We start from the raw sequence: 22358 nt of genomic DNA, 5'->3' as shown, positions 1-22358 counted from the left end.
TGGAAAAGTTGCGCCGAAGAGGGAATTGTTCCCGGAAGCGAAGCCTTCACAGACCGAGCTTCAAGGCGGCCAGGCCGAGATGCTCCTTGAGCGCCGCCTGGCTGAGCGCGAGCGCTGGAGCGGAGGGCAGGAGCTTGCTCCAGTACCAGCGAGGCCGGATCGGAGCGGCGTAGTCGACCGGATAGGGGAGCGGATCGAGGCCGGCCTTGCGGAACTGCTCCAGGGCCCGGGGCAGGTGCAGGGCGCTCGTCAGCAGCACGGGCCGGCTCAGGCCGCGCTCGTCCAGGAGGCGGCGCGTCAGCTGCGCGTTCTGCTCCGTATTGAGGGAACGGTTCTCCAGCAGGATGCGGTCCGGGGGGAAGCCGAGCTCCCGCAGCTGGCGGCCGGCGATGTCGGCCTCTTTGCCGCTGTCCGGGTACACCTGGCCGCCGCTGAACAGCACCTGCAGCCCGGTCGCGCGCGACAGGCGGACCGCGGCGAGCAGCCGCGCCTCGGCGGTGGCGGACATGTTGCCCCGGCCGCCGACATCCGGCGTGTCCGGCACGGCGCCGGCTCCGAGCACGACGATGACGTCTCCCTCCGTTTCGCCTGCCGCAGGCTGGGGATAGCGCTGCTCGAGGCTGCGCGCCAGCCCGTCGGCCACCCAGGGGGAGGAGAGCGCGTAGAGCAGCAGCAGCGCCGCGAGCGGGAGCGCCGCCCAGCGGCGGTCGCGCCGGAGCATGCGCCAGGAGGCGGCGCCGAGCAGCAGCACGAACAGGCCGGGCGGCAGCAGGAAGCTGTAGACGGCTTTAATGAAGTAGATCAAGGGACACCTCTTTCAGGACGAATCCGGACTGATTCTATCATTGAGGAGAAGCCGCCACCTGCGCAAGCTTCTCTTTTGGTGCATCCGCGCGGTGAAGAGGTGCATTGACACTATTTTCGGGTACCTTTAAAATAAGTTGTTTGATAATCTGGGGTATGCTTTGGCTGCTCCTTTCGCAATCTAAAATTCATGCAAGCCGCTATAGACAAATAATAGGTCAGACTCTATAATACCACTTAAATCACTTGGTTTTGTAGGAATATTGACGGGCGGTGTTGTCCAGGAGGGATTAGCCTGATTGAGTTGCAGCATGTGACCAAGTCCTATTCAGGACGAGGTGGAGCAGTCGAAGCCGTCAAGGACGTCTCGCTCAAGGTGGAGCCGGGGGAAATCTTCGGGATCATCGGCCATTCCGGCGCGGGCAAGAGCTCGCTGATCCGCTGCATGAACCTGCTGGAGCGTCCGAGCTCCGGCACGGTGCTGTTCGGCGGCCGGAATCTGACGGCGCTCGGCCAGCGCCAGCTGCAGGCGGAGCGCCGGCGGATCGGCATGATCTTCCAGCATTTCAACCTGCTGACGAGCGCCACCGTGCGGGAGAACATCGCGTTCCCGCTCGTGCTGGCGGGCCAGAGCCGCATCGAGCAGGCGGCGCGCGTGGACGAGCTGCTGGAGCTCGTCGGGCTGCAGGCGCATGGAGACAAGTATCCGTCGCAGCTGTCCGGGGGGCAGAAGCAGCGTGTCGGCATCGCGCGGGCTCTCGCGGCCGAGCCGGCCGTGCTGCTGTGCGACGAGGCGACCTCGGCGCTCGATCCGCAGACGACCAGCTCGATCCTCTCGCTGCTGCTCCGCATCAACGAGCAGCTCGGCCTGACGATCATCCTCATTACCCATGAGATGCAGGTCATCCGTTCGATCTGCGACCGCGTCGCGGTCATGGACGCCGGGCGCATCGTCGAGGCAGGGCCGGTGCTGGACGTGTTCCTGCGTCCTTCGCATGGCGTGACCAAGCAGTTCGCGGACGAGCTGTCCGAGCTCGAGGGCGGCGCCGCGCTTCCCCGGCGTGCCGGATCCAAGCTGGCGAGGCTGCACTTCGTCGGCGAGGAGACGTACGAGCCGGTGCTGTTCGAGGCGGTCAAGGGCAGCGCGGTCCAGTGCGCCATCCTGCAAGGGACGGTGTCGCGGATGAAGCATACGCCGTACGGCCAGCTGCTCGTCGAGCTGAGCGGCAGTCCGGCGGACATCGACGGAGCGATCGCCTCGCTGAAAAGCAGCGGCATCGACGTGGAGGTGCTGCCATGACCGGCTTCATCCCGGCGCTCCGCTCGAACGGCATGGACTGGAGCCGCATCGATCCGGCCGAGATCTGGACGGCGACGCAGGACACCCTGTCGATGCTCGGCCTGTCGCTCGTGTTCACGATCGCGCTCGGCCTTGTTATCGGGGTCCTGCTCTATCTGACGTCCAGCCGGCAGCTGCTCTACCTACCGGTGATCTACTCCTTCCTCTCCTTCGTCGTCAATATTTTGCGCTCCGTGCCGTTCATCATCCTGATGATCGCCGTCATGCCGCTCACCAAGGAGATCGCGGGCACGACGATCGGCGTCGCGGGCACGATTCCGCCGCTTGTTATCGGCGCCGCGCCGTTTTTCGGCCGGCTCGTCGAGACGGCGCTGCGCGAGATCGACCGCGGCATCATCGAAGCGGCCCAGGCGATGGGCGCGTCCAAGTGGGACATCGTGCGGCGCGTGCTGCTGCGCGAATCCCGTCCCGGCCTGCTGGCGGCCGTCACGGTGACGGCGATCACGCTCGTCTCGTACACCGCGATGGCGGGCGTCGTCGGCGGCGGCGGTCTCGGAGACCTGGCGATCCGCTACGGCTACCAGAGGTACCAGACCGAGGTCATGATCGTCGCGGTCGTCGTGCTGATCCTCCTGGTCCAGCTGCTGCAGATGCTAGGCGACTGGCTCGTGCGCAAGATCAGCCGCAAGTGAACCTAAGCGATCCATTCTTTAGAAAATAGAGAGAACCTACAGGAGGGTTAACCATGAACAAATGGCTCAAAGGAATCACCGTCGCGGCGCTGGCCGTATCGCTCGCCGCTTGCGGCGCCAAGAACGAAGGCAACAATGCTCCGGCGGACAACGCCGCGAACAGCGGAGGCGCCGCTGCCGAGCCGGTTACGATTACGGTCGGAGCGACTGCGGTCCCGCATGCCGAGATCCTCAATCACATCAAGGATCAGCTGGCCAAGGAAGGTGTCGACCTCGTCGTGAAGGAGTTCACCGACTACGTGCAGCCGAACGTGCAATTGTATGAGAAGCAGCTGGACGCCAACTTCTTCCAGCATGTGCCTTACCTGGACGATCAGAACAAGGAGCGCGGCTATGACCTCGTGAAGGTCGTGAACGTGCATGTCGAGCCGATGGGCGCTTACTCCGACAAGATCAAGTCCGTCGACGAGCTGAAGGACGGCGCGACCGTCGCCATCCCGAACGACGCGACGAACGGCGGCCGCGCGCTGGCGCTGCTGGCCGAGAACGGCCTCATCAAACTCAAGGATGGCGTCGGCATCGCCGCTACGGTGAAGGACGTGACGGAAAACACCAAGAATCTCGAGTTCAAGGAGCTGGAAGCCGCTACGCTGCCGCGCGTGCTCGGCGAAGTCGATCTGGCCGTCATCAACACGAACTATGCGCTCGAAGCCGACCTGAACCCGACAGCGGACGCCCTCTTCATCGAGAGCAAGGATTCCCCATACGCCAACATCCTCGTCGCCCGTCCGGACAACAAGGACTCCGAGGCGATCCAGAAGCTCGCCAAGGCGCTCAATAGCGAAGAAGTGAAGGCCTTCATCGACGAGACGTACAAAGGCGCGATCGTCGCTGCTTTCTAAACCGCATCAACCAAAAGCCGTCCCCGGCATTACGGGGACGGCTTTTTTGGCGCTCCTCAGCGGTAAAAAGCCGCCCCGACGGCCACAAGCTCGCGATTGCCGGAAGCGGGGGAGCCGTCCGGCAGCCGGAGCGTATCCTCGAGGCCGATCCTCGTGCCGAGTCCGCGCGAGGCGGCGAGGCGAAGCGCCGGCCAGCAGGAGCTGCCCTCGCCGTGCAGCAGCACGGGCACTCCGAGTCCGGTCTGATCCAGATCAGCGAGCATCCGCTTGGCCTTCGCAGCCGTCGCGTCCTCGTCGAGGCCGTCCGGCAGCTCCACGAGCGCGCGGAGGCAGGAAGCAGCGCCTCTCCATGTGGCCCATGCCTGCAGCGCAGCGGGATGGAACAAGCCGGCTTCGATGCCGATGCCGCGCTCCAGGCAAGCCGCGGCGACGAGCTCGGCGCCCTCCTCATGCCAGTTCACCGACACGAAGTCGGGCAGGACGGTACATGAAGCGATGCAGGCGAGCCTTTCCCGAATGTCGGGGACGATCCACGCTCCCGTCGATACGCCGGCCGGACCGTCCGGCGCCGCCCGGCGGACGGCCGCCAGCGCGTCTGCGACCGCCGCCGCGGCCAGCGTCTCTTTTCCATCGGCGCCGCGCGGATGGAGATGGAGGGAGGAGGCGCCCGCCCGGATCGCCTCGGCGGCGTCTGCGGCGAGCTCTTCCGGCGACAGCGGCAAGGCCGGGTGGCTGCCGGGAGAACGGGCTCCGTTGAGGCATGCCTGCAACGGCAAGGCGGAGTCCAACCGCTTGAGATTCCATAGGACAGTTTCCCGCGAGAGTCGGACCGTTCGCATGGCACATCAGCTCCTTTTCTTCTTTTACCCCGAACGGCAAAAAAGGACGAGCCGGCATTCGGCTTCGTCCTGCATGTTTTTGGATGCTTTCGCTGAAAGCGGCTGTGGGGGCCGCAACAGCTGGCAGCCGTCTCGGGAAAAAGAGTCCGATCAGAGCGCCGGCACAGCCGCTTCCGTTCCGGCGGCGCTGCCGGTTTTTCGGCGCAGCATGGCGCGCGCGATCCAGACGCCGGCCGCGCCGGCCTGGGCGAGGCCGCGCGTGATTCCGGCTCCGTCGCCGCCGCAGTACAAGCCGGCAATCTCCGTCTCCAGGTCGTTCGTCAGCTTCGGTCGGGCGGAGTAGAACTTCGCTTCGACGCCGTAGAACAGCGTGTGCTCGGACGCGATGCCCGGCGTCACCTTTTCCAGCGCCTCGACCATCTCGATCAGGCTCCGCATCGTGTTGTAGGGCAGCACGAGACCGAGGTCGCCCGGCACCGCCTCATGCAGCGTCGGCTCCAGGAAGCCTTCGCGGATGCGGCTCGAGGTGGAGCGGCGTCCCCGAAGGATGTCGCCGTACTTCTGCACGATGACGCCGCCGCTCGACAGGTCGTTGGCCCTTTGGCAGATTTCCCGCGCGTACTCGTTCGGCTTGTCGAACGGCTCGGTAAAGCGGTGCGAGACGAGCAGCGCGAAGTTCGTATTGGACGAGCCGAGCGCCGGGTCCTTGTAGGAATGGCCGTTGGCCGCCATCACGCCGCTATGGTTCTCGACGACGACATGGCCGGACGGATTGCTGCAGAACGTGCGCACGCGCGTGCCGACGGAGGTGTTGTAGATGAATTTGCCCTCGTATAGATGCTCGTTGATCTCGCGCATGACGACGTCGCTCGTCTCCACGCGCACGCCGACGTCGACCTGGTTGTTGTGCATCTTGAGCCGGCGGCGCTTCAGCACCTCGGTCAGCCAGGCGGAGCCGTCGCGGCCGGGGGCGACCATGACGACATCGGCTTCATGCGTCTCGCCTTCGCGGATCGCGATGCCGGTCACGCGGTGCGCGCCGTTCTCCTTGACGGTAACCAGGTCCTCGACCTCGGTCTTGAAGCGCATGTCGACGCGAGTCTGCAGATAATCGAAGATCGACTTCAGGATCGCGAGATTCTGCTCTGTGCCCAGATGGCGCACCTCGGCGCGCAGCAGCTTGAGGCCGGCGGCATAGCCGCGCTGCTCGATGTCGCGGATCGTATCGGTCGTCGGATCGGTGATCGCGGTCGTCGCCCCGTGCTCGAGATTGATGCCGTCCACGTAGCGGATGAGCTCCAGCACCTGGGAAGGAGGCAGATAGTCCGTCAGCCAGCCGCCGAACTCGGTCGTGATGTTGAACTTGCCGTCGCTGTACGCGCCTGCTCCGCCGAACCCGGCCGTAATCGAGCAGGCCGGCAGGCAGCCGGCGAATTCCTTCTTGCCCGCAGGCGGAGGACAGAGCTGGATCTTCTCTTCGAGAATCGGGCAGCTGCGGCGGTCGATCGAGTGGCCTTTGTCGACGAGCAGCACTTTCAGCTGCGGAGCCTTGAGCGTGAGCTCGTAGCAGGCGAAGATTCCGGCCGGACCGGCCCCGACGACGATGACATCATATTTTCCCATGACCTTCATTCTCCTTTTGGACGCAAAAATTCCCGGCTGCAAACGGGTAGGCAAAGAGCAACCCGTTCGTAGCCAGGAATTTACGGTTCCTTGTAGAGACCCTCGGGCCGATCCCCGAGGATATACGAACGCGCCTATCGGCGACAGGTGTTATGGTATCCCATGAAGACGGATGTGTCAACGGGTTTTCTTGTAAACATTCGTTAATATTAATGAAATTAAAGAGTATTTTGGGTCATGACGAAGATTAATGGTCAAAACACGAACATTTATGAGCGTGGTGCGATTGGATTGAAATTGATTTGAGATTGATTTGAGGTCGATTTTCGAAAGGGGTTTGGTTTTGAACGGTAAAAATCCGAGCCGCTATCCGTTCCTTCACGCTCTCCAAGCTGGCCCAGCGGCAGGGGGACGCCTTCGCAGCTTGCAAAACGGAGTCAGGAAGCGTCGTCGCCGGAGATTGCATGAGCGAGCCTGGAGAGCTGTCCCTCTGGTCGCGCCGCTCTCGTGAATCCCAAGGCAGAATAGTGCCCTGGATCCACGACCGACCTTGGAGGGCTGCCTTCCTTGGCGTGCCGCTCCGTGAATTCAAGTCAGAAAAGTGACCTGGATCTTAACCAACGGGCCGCCCCAGGCGGAACCAGGGCAGAAAAGTGCCCTGGATCTCAACCATCGGCCCGCCCCAGGCTGAACCGGTTCAGGCCGCCCCAGGCGGATCCAAGTCAGGAAAGTGCCCTGGATCTCAATCATCGGGCCGCCCCAGGCGGATCCAGGGCAAAAATGTGCCGTCGCTGCGTCCCTCCTGCTCGCCAATCCGCTCAATCGCGCTAGAATCAGCCGCCATGCTGCTTCTGTATTTCCAAGAGGTCCTCCTCCACTTTTAATGCGGGAAGCATTCACTCAGAGGCGTCTTTTAGGTGAATCCGCAGATGGCTGTCAAATTCAACTCCAAAGACTTCCCCATGCAAAAAATCCCCGTCCTCCTCGAGGACGGGGATTTTCCATATGCCGGACCGATCCGTCAACATGCCGTGCGGTTCATGCCGGACCGATCCGTCAACATGCCGCGCCGTTCCTGCCGGACAGGTCCGCCATCATGCCTAGCCGGTCCGTCAACGTGCCGGTCCGGTCAGCTTGCCGCTGCCGGCCGGGGAACGCAGCTCGCTGCCGCCGTCCGGCTCGCTGATCGTGCCGGGACGGCCGGCGCCGAGGCCGAGCGCGACGACGACGAGCGATACGAGCAGCAATACCGCCAGCACCGGATTCCACGAGCCGGTCCGGTCGTGAAGCGTGCCGAGCAGCACCGGACCGAACGCGGCGAGCAGATAGCCGATCGACTGGGCCATGCCCGACAGCCGGGCGGCCTCTGCCGCCGTCCGGGTCCGGAGGCCGAAGAACGTCAGCGCCAGCGAAATCGTGGCGCCTTGGCTCAGTCCCAGCAGCGTGATCCAGAGCAGGGACAGCGATGTCGAGCCCCAGAGCAATCCGGCATAGCCGCTCAGCGACAAAGCGCCCGCGATGGCGACGAGCGGCACCTGGGAACGCATGCGGCTCGCCCAGACCGGAACGAAGAACGAGGTTGGCAAGCTGACGAGCTGCATCAGCATGAGTAGCCAGCCCGCCGAGGCGGCGCTGAAGCCGCGCTCATGGAAAAGCACCGGCAGCCAGGTGATCGTCGCGTAGAACGTGAGCGACTGCAGGCCCATGTAGAGCGTGATCCGCCAGGCGAGCGGCGAGCGCAGCATGCGCGCGGGCGATTGCGGAGACACGGCGGCAGGATGGCTCTTGGAGCGCAGGCTGATCGGCAGCCAGACCGCGAACGCCAGCGCGGCGAGCAGTGCCCAAAGCAGCAGCGAGCGGCTCCAGCCCCAGCCGGGAAGCGCCGCGAGCGGCACCGACACGCCGGAGGCGATCGCCGCGAACACGCTCATCGTCACGGAGTAGGATCCCGTCAGCAGTCCGATCTGGGCAGGGAAATCGCGCTTGATGAGGCTCGGTAGCAGCACGTTGCTGACGGCGATCGCCAGGCCGAGCAGGGCAGTGCCGGCGAACAGCGCCTCCGTTCCGGGCAGCGCCCGCACCAGCATGCCGGCGAGCAGCAGCGCCAGGCCGTACAGCAGCGAGCGCTCGGAGCCGAGCTTCTCGGCCAGGCGGGGCGCCAGCAGCGACATCGCGCCGAAGGCGAGCAGCGGCAGCGAGGTGAGCAGGCCGGACATCTCGCTGCTCAGGCGGTAGTCCGCGGCGATGCGGTCGAGCAGCGGACCGACCGAGGTGATGGCCGCGCGCATGTTGGCGGCGATGAGCAGGATGCCCGCGATGAGGAGCCATGCCGGACGCCGTCCGGATGGAGAGGAGAGAGTAGTCATGGATAAAGCCCTTCTTTCTGACATGCCTGTCGTGACATAAGATGTAAGGTCTTGAAACGGTCTGACACGTACTATAGCGCATCTGGACCTTTTCGTAAACGGTTGGCAGGCTTTTCGGCATAGATGTAAAGCGGCGAAGGGCCGGTAGCGGCCTGCGGAAGTAGGATTCCCTTCGCCGTCCTCGTTCACGAGCGGAAGGTTTTTGAGGGATAGGCGTTCGGGAACGGAAGGATAAGGCCTGACGGCTAAGCTCATACTATCGTCAAACCATGGGCCGATTGCCGCGGCGGACCGCGTGCCGATCCAAGCGGCCAGACAGGGGGATTCGACATGCCAGACAACAGCGATAAAGGCGGAGACTACAAAAAGATGACGATGTCTCCCAAGGAGTACAAGGCGTTCGCGAAAAATCGGGAACCGGCGCGCTCGGTGCTCGGCAACTGCATCCGCGCGTTTCTTGTCGGCGGGTTCATCTGCCTGATCGGCCAAGGCGTCCAGGAATTCTTCATGCACGCGTTCGGCTTCGATGCCGAAAAGGCGGCCAACCCGACCGTTGCGGTCATGATTCTGCTGTCGGTCATTTTGACTTGCCTCGGCGTCTACGACAAGATCGCCCAGTGGGCGGGAGCAGGAACGGCCGTGCCGGTGACGGGCTTCGCCAACTCGATGTGCTCCGCCGCTCTGGAGCATCGGAGCGAGGGACTTGTCCTCGGCGTCGGCGCCAACATGTTCAAGCTGGCGGGATCGGTCATCGTTTTCGGCACCGTCGCGGCATTTTTCGTCGGCATCGCGCATCTGATCCTCGGCACAGGGGGGCAGTGACATGAAGAAGGGCAAGCAGACCTGGTGGTTCGAGAACCGGCCCGTCATCATCGGCACGGCGACGGTCGTCGGACCGGACGAGGGAGACGGGCCGCTTGCGGCCGACTTCGACCTGGTCCACCCGGAGCTCGACCTGCAGCAGAAAAGCTGGGAGAAAGCCGAGCGGCTGCTGCTGGAGCAAGCTTCCGATCTGGCGATCAAAAAAGCGGGCATCGGCAAGGACGAGCTGGAGTTCTACGTCGGCGGCGATCTGATGAACCAGATCATCAGCAACACGTTCGCGGCCCGCACGCTCGGGGTGCCGTATCTGGGCGTCTTCGGCGCCTGCTCCACCTCGATGGAGTCGCTGGCGATCGCCTCGATGATCGTCAATTCCGGCAACGGCAAGCATGTGCTCGCGGGAACCTGCAGCCATAACTGCACAGCGGAAAAGCAGTTCCGCTATCCGACGGAATACGGCTCGCAGAAGCCGCCGACCGCCCAGTACACGATTACGGGAGCCGGCGCGGCGATCGTCGCTCCCGCAGGCAGCGGGCCGGTCGTCGAATGCGCGACGATCGGCCGCATCGTCGATCTCGGGGTCAAGGACCCGTTCAACATGGGGGCGGCGATGGCTCCGGCCGCGGTCGATACGATCCAGGCGCATCTGACCGACACCGGACGCTCGCCCGGCGATTACGACATGATCGTCACCGGCGACCTGGCGACGGTCGGCCACCGGATCGCGACCGACCTGCTCAAGCGCGGCGGCGTGCCGATGGAGCAGACCGTGTTCGCCGATTGCGGCCTCATGGTGTATGACGTCGATCGCCAAAAAGTCCAGGCGGGCGGCAGCGGCTGCGCCTGCTCGGCTGTCGTCACGTACGGCCATCTGCTCAAGCGGATCGAGAAAGGCGAGCTGAAGCGGATTTTGGTCGTCGCCACCGGCGCTCTGCTATCACCGCTCTCGTTCCAGCAGGGAGAGAGCATTCCGTGCATCGCTCATGCCGTATCCATTGAAAGAAACGAGGTGCAGCCATGATCTACCTGTGGGCGTTTGTCATAGGCGGAGCGATCTGCGTATTCGGGCAGCTGCTGTTCGACATCGTCAAGCTGACTCCGGCGCATACGATGTCGCTGCTCGTCGTGCTCGGCGCGATCGCCGACGGGTTCGGCTGGTACGAGCCGCTCGTCAAGTTCGCCGGCGCGGGGGTGACGGTGCCGATTACCAGCTTCGGCAACGCGCTCGTGCACGGAGCGCTGACGGAGCTGCATGACACCGGCTGGATCGGCGTCATTTCCGGCATTTTCAAGGTGACGAGCGCGGGCATCAGCTCCGCCATCATCTTCTCGTTCCTCGCGGCGCTGATCGTCCGTCCGAAAGGATGAAACCTTTCGGCCCGGTGAATCGTTGATTGGAGAATCCTCCGTATTGGAGGATTCTCCAATTTTTTTTGGCATTTCGCGCGGATTGGGATTTGTTGTTGAGTCATCCCGGTTCCTGTAAACTAATAAGACCAGCGTCCCATATCGCTGGCGCACTCGATGTTGAATTCGGGAAGGAGTTGTCGACTTGGAAGTCTATGCCCCTCACATGCGGCTATGCTCGTCCATCCGCAGCAACCTGGAATCCGTCATCCTCGGCAAGGAGAGGGAGATCGAGCTAGTCCTGATCGCGCTTCTGGCCGGCGGCCATCTGCTGCTGGAGGACGTTCCCGGCACCGGCAAAACCCAGCTGGTCAAAGCTCTTGCCCGTTCCATCGGCGGCGATTTCCGGCGTATCCAATGCAATCCGGACCTGCTGCCTACCGATATTACCGGCCTCACCATCTATCATCCCCGCGAAGAACAGTTCATTTTCCGTCCTGGTCCCATCATGTCCCATCTCGTGCTGGCCGACGAGATCAACCGCGCCACGACCAAGACGCAGTCCGCGCTGCTCGAGGCGATGGAGGAAGGCAGCGTGACGGTCGACGGCGAGACGCATGCGCTTCCGGCCCCGTTCATCCTCATCGCCACCCAGAACCCGATCGAGTTCGAAGGCACCTATCTGCTGCCCGAGGCGCAGATGGACCGCTTCATGATGAAGCTGTCGCTCGGGTATCCGGACGAGGCGGACGAGAAGCGGATGGTGCTGGGACGTCAGAGCGGCCATCCTGCCGATGCGCTGGAGCGCGTCGCGTCCATCTCCGATATCATCGACCTGCAGAAGCAGGCGGAGCGGATTCATGCCGACGAAGCCGTGGCCGATTATCTCGTGCGCATCGTGCGAGGCACGCGCGAGCATGAGGGCGTGCAGCTCGGCGCCAGTCCGCGCGCGGCCGTATCGCTCATGCGCGCGGCCAAGGCTCGTGCGCTTGTCGAGCAGCGCGAATACGTCATCCCCGACGATGTCAAGCAGCTGTCGCCGCATGTGCTGTCCCACCGGCTGCTGCTGCAGCCGTCCGCCAGGCTCAGGGGCGTGCGTCCCGAGACGGTCGTCCAGGATGTCGTCGAGCGGACCAAGGCTCCGGTCCGGCTGGAGCGATGAGCATGGCACGGCCAGCCACGGATCGACGCCCTGTCCGCTCGCGGCGCCGCTGGGGGCTGATGGCCTCGCTCTACGTCAGCAGCCTGCTGTACATGCTGTTCCAGGGCGGCAAGACCGCCGTCATGCTGTTCTGCATTTTCAACGGCCTTATCCTCTATTTGATCCTCGGGTATTGGAGCGGCATCCGACGCATCTCCGGCACGCGCCGGATCTCCGCATCCGCAGCGGCCGGACCGGCCGCAGGCAGCTCCGACAGCCGGGTGCTGGCGGCGGGCGACAGCTTGCTCGTGGAGATGGAGCTGCGGCTGCCCGGCTATTATCCCGTCCCCTACGTGCTCGTCCAGGAAAGGCTCGAGCGCAACGGCGGGGAGACGATTCCGTTCGAGGTGAGCTTCGTCCCGAGCATGCGCCGCAGCGGCTCGGTCGACTTCGCGACGCCGCCGCTGCGGCGGGGCGTCTACCGCTTCCTGCCGACGCTCTGCGCGACGAAGGACGTCTTCGGATTCCTCGAGCATGAAGGCAGCTTCGTCGAGGAGCAAGAATTCTCCGTCCGGCCGAGTACGATCGCGGTGCCCGGCTGGGACCGCGTCAGCCGGGGAGCCAAGGGGCATTTTTCCCACTCGGCAGCGCCGCGCTCCTCGCGCGAGACGACCCAGATCAACGGCATCCGCGAGTTCATTCCGGGCGATCGCCTCTCGCGCATCCACTGGGGCGCGACGGCGAAGACCGGCCAGTGGAAGTCCAAGGAATTCGAGCGGGAAGCGCTTCCCCGCACCATCGTGCTGCTTGACGCCTGCGTCCGCGGCGGAGCGGGCGAGTCGGAGCGGTTCGAGACGGCCGTATCGGCTGCGGCCTCGCTGTTCGAGCACGGCATGAAGCGCGGCACGTCGATGGGGCTGTGGTGCTCTTCGGCGGTCCCGGCCGCGCTCAAGGCGCGCAGCGGCGGCGATCAGCTGCACCGGGCGATGGAGCTGCTGACCGAGGCGGGCCGCGACGGCTCCGACCGGCTGGCGCAGGCGGTGCTGAGGGCGGACCCGATCCTGGAAGCCGGATCGATGACGCTGCTCGTGACCGATGCCCCGCTGGACGAGATCCGGCAGGCGATGGGCTGGCTGGCGCGGCGCGGCCACAACCCGTGCTGCATCCGGGTGCTGGCGGAGGGCCAGGCGCAGCCTGCCGACGGCTTGGCCGACTATGCCGCAGGCCCGATCTACGCGATCCGCAGCCTGGAAGAGCTGCCTGCGGCGCTGAGCGGAAGGGAGGCGGCCGCCGATGCTGGAAGCTGAGCCGATGCGCAGGCAAGAGGGCGCACGCGGTCTGGAGCGGCTGCTGCCGCCGGCGCGGGCGCGCTGGTTCCTCGCGCTGTCCAGCCTGCTGACTGCCGTCATGATCGGCAGCACGGTCTCGGTGCTGGAGGAGCTGTGGTGGGAAGAAACCTATACGATCGTGTACGTGGTGCTGGCTGTCTCCGCGCTGCTGGAGCTGCTGCCGGTGCGCCGGCTGCTGCGGCTTCCCGCGCAGCTGCTCGCGGTCGTCGTCGTCGTGCTGCAGCTCGCTCCGGTCGACTGGAGCACGCAGCCGCCTCAAGCCGGCATCGGCGAGACGATCCGCGCCGGGGCGGAGCTGCTGCATCCGTTTTGGGAGATCGCGCTTGCCGTGTGGGTCGTCTATGCGATGTTCGCGGCATGGAACCGGGCGAGGATCCGCATCATCGGCTTCACGACGGTCAACCTGCTCGTGCTGGCGATCTCCGACTCGTTCACGCCGATCTATCTGTGGGACAGCGTAGCGATCGTCGTCTTCTCCGGACTCGTCTGGCTGGTCGCCGAGCATTACGCCGGCTTCCAGCAGCGGCATCCGGTCAGCTGGCGGCGGCTGCTGCGCTACCCGCTGCAGCTGCTGCTGCCGATCGTGCTCGTGCTGTCGCTCGTCATGGCGGCGGGCCTCGCGGCGCCGGAAATCCCGCCGCTGCTCAAGGACCCATATACCGCGTGGCAAGAGTCGAGAGGGCTGGCGGTGCAGAATTTCGTCGGCGACAAGGGCATCGCCCCGGCCTCCTCCAAGAAATCGGCCAAGTCCGGCTACAGCCGGGACGACAGCAAGCTCGGCGGCGGCTTCAACTTCGACTACTCGCCGGTCATGGAGGTGACGTCCACCCATAAGAGCTACTGGCGGGGAGAGACGAAGGATTATTACAGCGGTGAGGGATGGAAGGCCAGCGAGTCGTTGAATGCGGTCATTGACTTGTCGCCGAATACTGAAATCGGCAATCCGGTCGAGCTAACTAAAGCAGAGACAGTTGAAATTGGCCAGACGTTCAAGATGCTGCGCGAGGACAAGTTCCCGGTGCTGTTTGCTGCGCCTTCCGTGCTTTCGGTCCATTTGGCGGAACGCGAAGACGGCGTTCGCGTACGGATACTCTATGATTACGGGCAGGAAAAGCTCATTCCGGATCCAACTCAAAACGATTACCCATCCAGCTATGCGATCCGCTCCGAGCAGGTCGTGCTGACGGATGAACTTAAATTGGCTCCAGCTGCCATGCAAGGTTCAATCGCTTCATATTTTACCCAGGTGCCTTCAAAAACGCCGAGCCGGGTCGCCGATCTCGCCCGCGAGATTACGGCCGGCGCGTCGTCCGACTACGACAAGGCGAAAGCGATCGAGACGTATCTCAGCACGACGTATCCGTACACGAACGAGCCCGACCTCACCAAGAAGAAGAGCGCAGACTTCGTCGATTCGTTCCTGTTCGAGATCCAGGAAGGCTACTGCGACTACTTCTCGAGCGCGATGGCCGTGCTGGCCCGTTCCGTCGGTCTGCCTTCCAGATGGGTGAAGGGCTACGCCCCGGGCTCCGGCACGATCGACCCCGAAGCGATGATGCGAGGGGGCCGCGAGGCGGCGGAGAGGGTCGACTCCAGCGGCGAGGACACGTATACCGTGCGCAACTCGGACGCCCACTCCTGGGTGGAGATTTATTTCGAGGGCTATGGCTGGATTCCGTTCGAGCCGACGCCGGGCTTCGCCTTCCCGTACGCCTCGGCCGCGGCCGAGGAAGCTCCGGAGCCGAGCGCCCTGCCGGTTCCTTCCGAAGCGCCGCAACCGACGGAGGCTCCAACCGACGCCGCCGGTCCGCTCCTGCCGAGATGGCTCGGCTGGACGGGGCTCGGCCTGCTGGCGGCCGCTGCGGCGGGGTTCGCCTTCCTCCGCCGCGAGCAGCTCGCCGCCCTGTGGCGAGGCTATCGGACCCGCTCGCTCACAGCCGAGCAGCGCATCGTCTGGGAGACCGAGCGGCTCATCCGCTCGGCCCGCCGCCACGGCCTCGCCAAGGCGGAGCACGAGACGCTGCGCGAGGCGGTGGAGCGCTGGTCGGGCCAGCGCCGCTTCTTGAAGCAGGAGCTGAGCGAGGTGCTCGCCTTGTTCGAGCGCACGAAGTACGGCGCTCGGCCGGCGACCCGCGAGGAAGCCGACTCGTATGCCGCCAAAATCCGCGAGCTGAGCGGACGGCTGCGTTCGCCGGGCTGATCGCCGGCCGGCTGCGCCATCCGCCTCGGACGGCCGGGCAGCCGGCCGCAGTCCGCGAAGTGGCTGCTCCGAAGCTGCGCCGAGAGCGATTCCACACCCCGAACGAGGAGCTGGAGACCCAGCCCCTGGTTCGGGGTTTTTCGCGCTTTTTCGCGGGAGGTTCCATTTTGCGCCCGCATCCTGTACTATGGTATAGTTTCGTAAGACAAGCAGGCTCTATAGCAAGGGAGACTAAGCGATGTTCGAACGGCTGGTGCCGCACATGCGCGTGAAATCTATATATGATATCGATCTGGATCTGCTCGCCCGCAAAGGCGTCAAGGGCATCATCACCGATCTCGACAACACGCTTGTCGGATCGAAGATTCCGCTCGCCACGCCGGAGCTGATCGCCTGGCTCGACCAGGTGCGCGAGCTCGGCTTCCAGGTCGTCGTCGTGTCCAACAATCACGAGACCCGGGTGTCGCGCTTCGCGCTGCCGCTGTCGATTCCGTTCATCCACGCCGCCCGCAAGCCATCGACGCGCGCCTTTCGCAAGGCGCTCGTCGTGCTCGGGCTGGAGGCGGAGCAGACGGTCGTCATCGGCGACCAGATGATGACCGACGTGCTCGGCGGCAAGCGGATGGGACTGTACACGATCCTCGTCTCCCCGATCGCGCCGCTGGACGAAGGCTTCGGCACCCGGATCAACCGAGTGCTGGAGCGGATCGCCCTGACGCGGCTGCGCCGCAAGGGCCTGTGGCAGGAGGAGGAAACAGGCAAGTGAGCAAGCAAGGGAAGCCATTAGGAAAAGAGAAGGACAAGCCGTCCTGCGCCGGCTGCGGCGCGGAGCTGCAGACGCTGAGCAAGGATCGGCCGGGCTATGTGCCCGCCACCGCGCTCGGAGCGGAAGGGGCGATCTGCCAGCGGTGCTTCCGCATCCGCAACTACAATGACGCGGCTCAGGTATCGATGGATCACGACGAGTTCCTGAGGCTGCTCGGCGGCATCGCGTCCACCGACAGCCTTGTCGTGCATATCGTGGACCTGTTCGACTTCGAGGGCAGCCTGATCTCGGGCCTGCAGCGGTTCGTCGGCGCCAATCCGGTGCTGCTCGTCGTCAACAAGATCGATCTGCTGCCCAAGGGCACGAACTACAACCGCATCCGCAACTGGGTGCAGCGCCAGGCCAAGGCTCAGGGGCTGCGAACGGTCGACGTCGTCCTGTGCAGCGCCAAGAAAGGCATGGGCTTCGAGCGCGTCGTCGAGTCCGTGGAGCAGCTGCGCGGCCGCCGCGACGTCTACGTCGTGGGCGCGACGAACGTCGGCAAGTCGACGCTCATCAACCGTCTCATCTCCGACTACAGCGATCTGGACCGGGAGCTGACCGTGTCGCGGTTCCCCGGCACGACGCTCGACGAGATCCGCATCCCGCTCGACGACGGCAAGGCGATCGTCGACACGCCGGGCATCGTCTATCCGTCGCGGCTGACGGAGCTCGTGCCGCGCGGCGTGCTCGGCGCCTTGCTGCCCGACAAGCCGATCAAGCCGCTCGTGTACCAGCTCGATGCGGGGCAGACGCTGTTCTTCGGCAGCCTCGTCCGCTTCGACTACACGCGGGGCGCGAACCTCAGCTTCACGCTGTATACGGCCAACGGGCTCAAGGTGCACCGCACGAAGCTGGAACGCGCCGACGACCTGTACGCCCAGCACAAAGGCGAGCTGCTCGCGCCTCCGACGGCCGAGGAGCTGGAGCAGATGCCGGCCTGGACGCGCCATTCGCTGCGGATTCCGCGCGGCAGCGAGTCCGATGTGTTCATCTCCGGCCTCGGCTGGATCCGGGTCAACGGCACGAGCGGCGCCCAGGTCGAAGTGTACGTGTCCAAAGGCGTCAAGGTGCTCGTCCGCGAAGCGCTCATCTAGCAGCCGCGCCACATTCCGCAAGCAGGAGGACTTATGATGCAGACCCGACTTGACGGATCGGAGCGGATCGCCGTCGACAGCTCGACGACGCTGTTCGGCGTCATCGGCGATCCGATCCGCCATTCCAAATCTCCGATCATGATGAACCGCGCCTTCCGCGAGACGGGCGTGAACGGCGTCTATGCGGCGTTCCACGTGACTCCCGACAAGCTCGGCGACTTCTGGCTCGGCGTGCGGGCGATGGGCATCCGCGGCGTCAACGTCACGATTCCGCATAAGCTCGACGTCATGCGGCATCTCGACTTCGTCGACGAAGGGGCGCGCCTGATCGGAGCCGTCAACACGGTCGTCAACAACGGCGGCATGCTGACGGGCTACAATACGGACGGCATCGGCTACGTCCGCTCGCTCAAGGAAGAAGCCATGCCGGAGCTGAAGGGCAAGCGCATCGCCGTCATCGGCGCCGGCGGCGCGGCGCGCGGCATCCTGCACGCGCTGCTCGGCGAGGAGCCGGAGCGGGTGAGCCTGCTCAACCGCACGGAGTCGCGGGCAAGCGAGCTGGCGGCCGCCTTCGCCGGGCGCGGGAACATCGAAGCGCTGGCCTCGGCAGGCGCGGACGCCGACGAAGCGATCCGCCGGGCCGACTTGGTCGTCAACACGACGTCCATCGGCATGTATCCGTACGTGGCCGACATGCCGGTCGACATCTCGCTGCTGCGGCCGGACGCCGTCTGCAGCGATCTCATCTACAATCCGCTGGAGACGGCCTGGCTGGCCGGCGCGCGCGAGCGCGGCTGCCGCACGCACGGCGGCCTCGGGATGTTCATCTACCAAGGCGCCTACGCCTTCGAATATTGGACGGGACTGACGGCCCCCGCGCAAGCGATGCGCGAGACCGTGCTGCAGGCGCTGCAGGTCCCGTCCGCGACTTGATTTCCGCCTTCGGGCGGACGAAACAGAGAGGAACCGTGACGTTCATGACATTGACCGGCAAGCAAAAGCGCCATCTGCGCGCGCTGGCCCACCACCTGACCCCGATCTTCCAGATCGGCAAAGGCGGCTACAACGAGCAGCTGGTGAAGCATATCGAGGAAGCGATCGAGAAGCGGGAGCTGCTCAAGGTGAACCTGCTCAACAACTGCGACGAGGATCCGCGCGAGGTCGGCGCCCAGCTGGCCGAAGGCTCCGGATCGCATCTCGTGCAGGTGATCGGCAAGACGATCGTCCTGTACAAGGAGTCCAAGGACCACAAGACGATCGAGCTCCCGCGCTAAGGCTCGCCGCCGCGTGAGCCGAGCGGAGATCGCGACAAGGAGGAAGGCGGATGCGCAAGATCGGACTGATGGGCGGCACGTTCGACCCGATCCATATCGGGCATCTCGTCGCCGCCGAGCGATCCATGGAGGCTTGCGGGCTCGAGCAGGTCTGGTTCATTCCCAACGCCGGGCCGCCGCTCAAGGAGCGAGCGCCCGGCGCTTCGCCGGAGGAGCGGCTGCGCATGGCAGAGCTCGCGACGGAGGACCATCCGGCCTTCCGCGTGCTCGACCTGGAGCTGCGGCGAGGCGGTATCAGCTACACGTACGATACGGTGGACGAGCTGAGCCGGCTGGAGCCGGACGCCGAGTTCCACCTGATCGTCGGCACCGACCGCATCCGCGATCTGCCGCTCTGGCACCGGATCGACGAGCTGGCGCAGCGCATCCGCTTCATCGGCGTCGATCGTCCGGACGACGGCAAGCCGGCCGACCCGGCGCTCATGCCGCCGCTGCCGGAGCCTCTGCGCGAGCGCGTCATCCGCGTGCCGATGCCGCAGCTGGACATTTCCTCGACGGCGATCCGCACCCGGCTCGCCGCGGGACTGTCCGCGCGTTATCTCGTGCCGGACGCCGTGCTCGGCTATCTGACCGCAAAGGGGCTGTACCGCCATGATGGATAAGGAGCGCATGATCGAGACGATCCGCTCCGGCATGCCGGAGCGCCGCTGGCGCCATGTGCAGGGCGTCATCGAGACGTCGATCGTGCTGGCCGAGCGTTTCGGCGCCGACCCCGCCAAGGCCGAGCTGGCCGCCATCCTGCACGACCTGGCCAAGTATTGGCCGGTAGACCGGATGGAAGCCTATATCCGCGAGGAGGGCGTCGATCTGGACGTGCTGGACTATGACAAGGAGCTGTGGCATGCTCCTGCCGGCGCCTATGCCGCGGCCAAGGACTTCGGCGTGGCCGACGCCGAAGTGCTGGACGCCGTGCGCTGGCATACGTCCGGCCGCGAGTCCATGACGCGGCTTGACCGCGTCGTCTGCCTCGCGGACTACATGGAGCCGAGCCGCGAATTTCCCGGCGTCGAGCGCATCCGCGAGCTCGCCGAGAGCGATCTGGACGCCGCGCTGGCGGCCGGCTTCGACTCGACGATCCGCTTCCTGCTCGACAAGGGCAAGCGCATCTATCCGCTGACCGTAACGGCCCGCAACGGCCTCATTCGCACCAATACAATCACTTAAAGCCCAAGGAGGCAACGGAATGGCCCTGAATCCCGAACAACTGCTGCAAGCCGCCGTCGAAGCGGCCGAAGACAAAAAAGCCGGCAACGTCGTCGCCCTGAATCTCAAGGAAGTTTCGCTCGTCGCGGATTATTTCGTCATCTGCCACGGCAACTCCGATACGCAGGTGCAGGCGATCGCCACTGAAATCCGCAAGCGCGCCCAGGAGGGCGGCGTGACGATCCGCGGCATCGAGGGCATGGACACGGCCCGCTGGGTGCTGATCGACCTGGGCGACGTCGTCGTGCATGTGTTCCACCGCGACGAGCGGGATTATTACAGCCTGGAGAGGCTCTGGTCCGATGCCAAAGTCGTGGAGTTCGCATGACGACGTACGCCGGATCGACGATGAAGCTGAGGGTGGCGCGCGAAGTGTCGCCCTTCGGCTATTTTTTGTCTTTAGGCGACGCCGAGGATTCGGAAGTGCTGCTGCATTATTCCGAGACGAACGGCGTCAAGATCAAGGAGGGCATGGAGGTCGAGGCGTTCCTGTTCCATGACACGGACGACCGCCTCTCCGCCACGCTCAAAAAGCCGCTGATCGGGCTCGGCGAGCTGAAGCGTCTCGCCGTCGCGGACATCCACCCGCGGCTCGGCTGCTTCCTCGAGATCGGGCTCGGGCGCCAGCTGCTGCTGCCGGTCTCGGAGCTGCCGGAGCTGATCGACCTGCGGCCGCTGCCCGGCGACGAGGTGTTCGTGACGCTGACGCACGACAAGAGCGGCCGCCTGCTCGCCAAGCTCGCCCGCGAGGAGGATCTGGCGAAGCATGTGTTCGCCGCGCCTGGCGCCTGGAAGAACGAATGGAAGGAAGGCTGGGTGAGCCGCACGCTGCAGATGGGCTCGTTCGTCGTGCTCGACGGGGGCGTCGTCGGCTTCGGCGCGTACGGCATGATTCCGGCGGCGGAGCGGCCGGAGCCGCTGCGCCTCGGCCAGCGCGTCAGCGCGCGCGTCACGTTCGTGCGCGAGGACGGCCGCGTCAACCTGTCGATGGGCAAGCTCAAGCAGGTCGGCCGGATCGAGGACGCGGACCGTCTGCTCGACTTCATCAAGGAGCGTCCGGGCGGCGCGATGCCTTACTCTGACGAGACGCCGGCCGAGCTCATCAAGAACAAGTTCGGCATCAGCAAGTCGGCGTTCAAGCGCGCGGTCGGCAAGCTGATGCGCGACGGGCTCGTCCGCCAGGAGGGCAGCTGGACGAAGCTGCTGACGGAAGAGGAAGCCGCGGCGTTCCAAACGGAGTCGGCCAAAGCGGCGACGGCGAAAGCGGAAGCCGAAAGGGCGGCCGCGCAGGCGGCCAAGGCGGAAGCGAGGACAAGAGCAGGCGCTGCGCAGGCGGAAGCCGCGAAACCCGGCGCCTCGAGCGCCGCACGTCCGAATGCGGGCAGGACGCATGGCGGCATGCAAAAAGCGACCGGCGCGGGCGCCGAAGCGCCGAAGGCCCCCCGCCCCGACGCGGCCCAGCCCAACGTCTCCCGTCCCGATGCGGCCCGGCCCAGCGTCTCCCGTCCCGGCACTGCCCGTCCCGACGCTTCCCGCCCCGACGCGGCACGCCAGAACGCCTCGCGTCCGAACGCCGGCCGGCCGGATGCTCCTCGAATGAACGAGGCCCGTCCGGCTCGCTCCGGTCCGAAAGACGGCGGAGCGGGAAAAAGGCCGCCCGGAAGTCCGAAACGCGGCCGCTAGCCAGGAAGGAGATGCTTACGCGATGAGAGCGTACCGTCAATTCGCCGGCGTCTACGACCGGCTCATGGAGGACATGCCGTATCCGGACTGGATCCGCTTCATGCGGGAGTGCTGGGACCGCTACGGCATCCCGGAGACCGTCGCCGATCTCGGCTGCGGCACCGGCAGCCTGGCGATTCCGCTCGCTAAGTCCGGCTTTACCGTGTACGGCATCGACCTGTCGGCCGACATGCTGGCGATCGCCCGCAGCAAGTGGGACGAGACGCCGCAGCAGGCGATCCGTCCGCGCGCAGGCTCGGTCCGCTGGCTGCAGCAGGACATGCGCGACTGGGAGCTGCCGCAGCCGGTCGACGCGGCGATCAGCTTCTGCGACTGCCTCAACTACCTGACGGAAGAGCAAGATGTCGAGGCGGCGTTCCGCGCCGCCTATCGCGGACTGAAGCCGGGAGGCGCGCTGCTGTTCGACGTGCACGCGCCGCTCACGCTTCGGCGCTACGCCGAGGAGCAGCCGTTCACGCTCGACGAGCGCGACGTCGGCTACATCTGGACGTCCGAGCTCGACGACGAGCGCGTCGAGATCCGCCATCAGCTGACGATCTTCGCGCGCGACGAGTCCGATCGGGAAGGGCGGTTCGTCCGCTTCGAGGAAGTGCATCAGCAGCGCGCCTACGATCCGGACTGGATCGTCTCCGCGCTGCGCGCGGCGGGCTTCTCCCGCGTCGACCGCTACGCGGACTTCCGGCTCCAGGAGCCGACCGAAGAGTCCGAGCGGCTGTTCTTCGCAGCAGTGAAGTAGCCGCGGGCGGCGCGCCGGCTTTACCGTTTCTTTACTTTTCAAGAACGGCTTCGTT

22 protein-coding genes and 1 riboswitch are annotated in these 22358 nt (G+C 65.1%); of the genes, 18 read left to right on the top strand and 4 right to left on the bottom strand.

What is annotated here, in order from left to right:
• Window positions 1-46: 46 nt before the first annotated feature.
• On the bottom strand, window positions 47-805 hold the full coding sequence (locus tag HGI30_RS14575; protein ID WP_168908218.1) for a YdcF family protein: 759 nt from the start codon (window positions 803-805) through the stop codon (window positions 47-49).
• Between the two features lie 294 nt (window positions 806-1099).
• Here HGI30_RS14575 and HGI30_RS14570 point away from each other — a divergent pair, with 294 nt between their 5' ends.
• The 3 genes from HGI30_RS14570 to HGI30_RS14560 are packed head-to-tail and all read left to right on the top strand — an operon-like array spanning window position 1100 to window position 3698.
• Window positions 1100-2104 carry a methionine ABC transporter ATP-binding protein gene (locus tag HGI30_RS14570; RefSeq protein WP_168909902.1) on the top strand — a complete coding sequence of 335 codons (1005 nt, stop codon included), beginning with the start codon at window positions 1100-1102 and terminating at the stop codon, window positions 2102-2104.
• 32 nt (window positions 2105-2136) lie between these two features.
• A complete protein-coding gene (locus HGI30_RS14565; RefSeq protein ID WP_168909901.1) occupies window positions 2137-2796 on the top strand; it encodes a methionine ABC transporter permease in 660 nt (219 codons plus the stop codon).
• Window positions 2797-2849: 53 nt separating this feature from the next.
• Window positions 2850-3698, top strand: a complete 849-nt coding sequence (locus HGI30_RS14560) for a MetQ/NlpA family ABC transporter substrate-binding protein (RefSeq protein ID WP_168908217.1) — start codon at window positions 2850-2852, stop codon at window positions 3696-3698.
• 56 nt (window positions 3699-3754) lie between these two features.
• Here the strand turns inward: HGI30_RS14560 and HGI30_RS14555 are convergent, their stop codons facing one another.
• From HGI30_RS14555 to HGI30_RS14545, 3 genes are all read right to left on the bottom strand, one after another.
• Window positions 3755-4537: a 3-keto-5-aminohexanoate cleavage protein gene (locus tag HGI30_RS14555; RefSeq protein ID WP_168908216.1), complete on the bottom strand. Its 783-nt coding sequence runs from the start codon at window positions 4535-4537 to the stop codon at window positions 3755-3757.
• A gap of 150 nt (window positions 4538-4687) precedes the next feature.
• Complete coding sequence (locus HGI30_RS14550) at window positions 4688-6160, bottom strand: NAD(P)/FAD-dependent oxidoreductase (protein ID WP_168908215.1); 1473 nt, start codon at window positions 6158-6160, stop codon at window positions 4688-4690.
• Between the two features lie 49 nt (window positions 6161-6209).
• Window positions 6210-6308, bottom strand: a riboswitch (purine riboswitch).
• Window positions 6309-7272: 964 nt separating this feature from the next.
• Window positions 7273-8526, bottom strand: a complete 1254-nt coding sequence (locus HGI30_RS14545) for a CynX/NimT family MFS transporter (protein WP_235680136.1) — start codon at window positions 8524-8526, stop codon at window positions 7273-7275.
• Between the two features lie 330 nt (window positions 8527-8856).
• Here HGI30_RS14545 and spoVAC point away from each other — a divergent pair, with 330 nt between their 5' ends.
• From spoVAC to HGI30_RS14470, 15 genes are all read left to right on the top strand, one after another.
• Window positions 8857-9348: a stage V sporulation protein AC gene (gene spoVAC / locus HGI30_RS14540; protein ID WP_206109924.1), complete on the top strand. Its 492-nt coding sequence runs from the start codon at window positions 8857-8859 to the stop codon at window positions 9346-9348.
• A gap of 1 nt (window position 9349) precedes the next feature.
• The gene (gene spoVAD / locus HGI30_RS14535; protein ID WP_168908213.1) at window positions 9350-10369 is read left to right on the top strand and encodes a stage V sporulation protein AD; all 1020 of its coding nucleotides are present in this window, start codon (window positions 9350-9352) and stop codon (window positions 10367-10369) included.
• A complete protein-coding gene (spoVAE, locus tag HGI30_RS14530; protein ID WP_168908212.1) occupies window positions 10366-10716 on the top strand; it encodes a stage V sporulation protein AE in 351 nt (116 codons plus the stop codon). The genes spoVAD and spoVAE overlap by 4 nt, the downstream gene beginning before the upstream one ends.
• A 184-nt stretch (window positions 10717-10900) precedes the next feature.
• Window positions 10901-11857, top strand: coding sequence for an AAA family ATPase (locus tag HGI30_RS14525; RefSeq protein WP_407944991.1), 957 nt, complete (start codon window positions 10901-10903; stop codon window positions 11855-11857).
• A gap of 2 nt (window positions 11858-11859) precedes the next feature.
• The gene (locus tag HGI30_RS14520) at window positions 11860-13143 is read left to right on the top strand and encodes a DUF58 domain-containing protein (RefSeq protein ID WP_168908211.1); all 1284 of its coding nucleotides are present in this window, start codon (window positions 11860-11862) and stop codon (window positions 13141-13143) included.
• Window positions 13130-15385, top strand: coding sequence for a DUF4129 domain-containing transglutaminase family protein (locus HGI30_RS14515; protein ID WP_168908210.1), 2256 nt, complete (start codon window positions 13130-13132; stop codon window positions 15383-15385). Before HGI30_RS14520 ends, HGI30_RS14515 begins: the two co-directional genes overlap by 14 nt.
• Before the next feature lie 238 nt (window positions 15386-15623).
• Window positions 15624-16151, top strand: a complete 528-nt coding sequence (locus HGI30_RS14510; RefSeq protein ID WP_168908209.1) for a YqeG family HAD IIIA-type phosphatase — start codon at window positions 15624-15626, stop codon at window positions 16149-16151.
• Window positions 16148-17287 (top strand): ribosome biogenesis GTPase YqeH, encoded by a 1140-nt coding sequence (yqeH, locus tag HGI30_RS14505; RefSeq protein WP_168908208.1) that lies wholly within the window; start codon window positions 16148-16150, stop codon window positions 17285-17287. The genes HGI30_RS14510 and yqeH overlap by 4 nt, the downstream gene beginning before the upstream one ends.
• 33 nt (window positions 17288-17320) lie before the next feature.
• Window positions 17321-18220, top strand: coding sequence for a shikimate dehydrogenase (aroE, locus tag HGI30_RS14500; protein ID WP_407944990.1), 900 nt, complete (start codon window positions 17321-17323; stop codon window positions 18218-18220).
• A gap of 44 nt (window positions 18221-18264) precedes the next feature.
• Window positions 18265-18561, top strand: coding sequence for a ribosome assembly RNA-binding protein YhbY (yhbY, locus tag HGI30_RS14495; protein ID WP_168908207.1), 297 nt, complete (start codon window positions 18265-18267; stop codon window positions 18559-18561).
• A gap of 50 nt (window positions 18562-18611) precedes the next feature.
• The gene (gene nadD / locus HGI30_RS14490) at window positions 18612-19223 is read left to right on the top strand and encodes a nicotinate-nucleotide adenylyltransferase (protein ID WP_168908206.1); all 612 of its coding nucleotides are present in this window, start codon (window positions 18612-18614) and stop codon (window positions 19221-19223) included.
• Window positions 19216-19785, top strand: a complete 570-nt coding sequence (yqeK, locus tag HGI30_RS14485; protein WP_168909897.1) for a bis(5'-nucleosyl)-tetraphosphatase (symmetrical) YqeK — start codon at window positions 19216-19218, stop codon at window positions 19783-19785. The genes nadD and yqeK overlap by 8 nt, the downstream gene beginning before the upstream one ends.
• A gap of 19 nt (window positions 19786-19804) precedes the next feature.
• Window positions 19805-20152: a ribosome silencing factor gene (gene rsfS, locus HGI30_RS14480; protein WP_168908205.1), complete on the top strand. Its 348-nt coding sequence runs from the start codon at window positions 19805-19807 to the stop codon at window positions 20150-20152.
• Window positions 20149-21507 (top strand): CvfB family protein, encoded by a 1359-nt coding sequence (locus tag HGI30_RS14475; RefSeq protein ID WP_206109923.1) that lies wholly within the window; start codon window positions 20149-20151, stop codon window positions 21505-21507. Before rsfS ends, HGI30_RS14475 begins: the two co-directional genes overlap by 4 nt.
• Before the next feature lie 22 nt (window positions 21508-21529).
• On the top strand, window positions 21530-22303 hold the full coding sequence (locus HGI30_RS14470) for a class I SAM-dependent DNA methyltransferase (RefSeq protein WP_168908204.1): 774 nt from the start codon (window positions 21530-21532) through the stop codon (window positions 22301-22303).
• Window positions 22304-22358 lie beyond the last annotated feature (55 nt).

The sequence above is a fragment of the Paenibacillus albicereus genome, from assembly GCF_012676905.1.
Lineage (GTDB): Bacteria > Bacillota > Bacilli > Paenibacillales > Paenibacillaceae > Paenibacillus_O > Paenibacillus_O albicereus.
The sequence above is the reverse complement of the archived record's forward strand: the minus strand, read 5'-3'. Positions and strand labels throughout refer to the sequence as shown.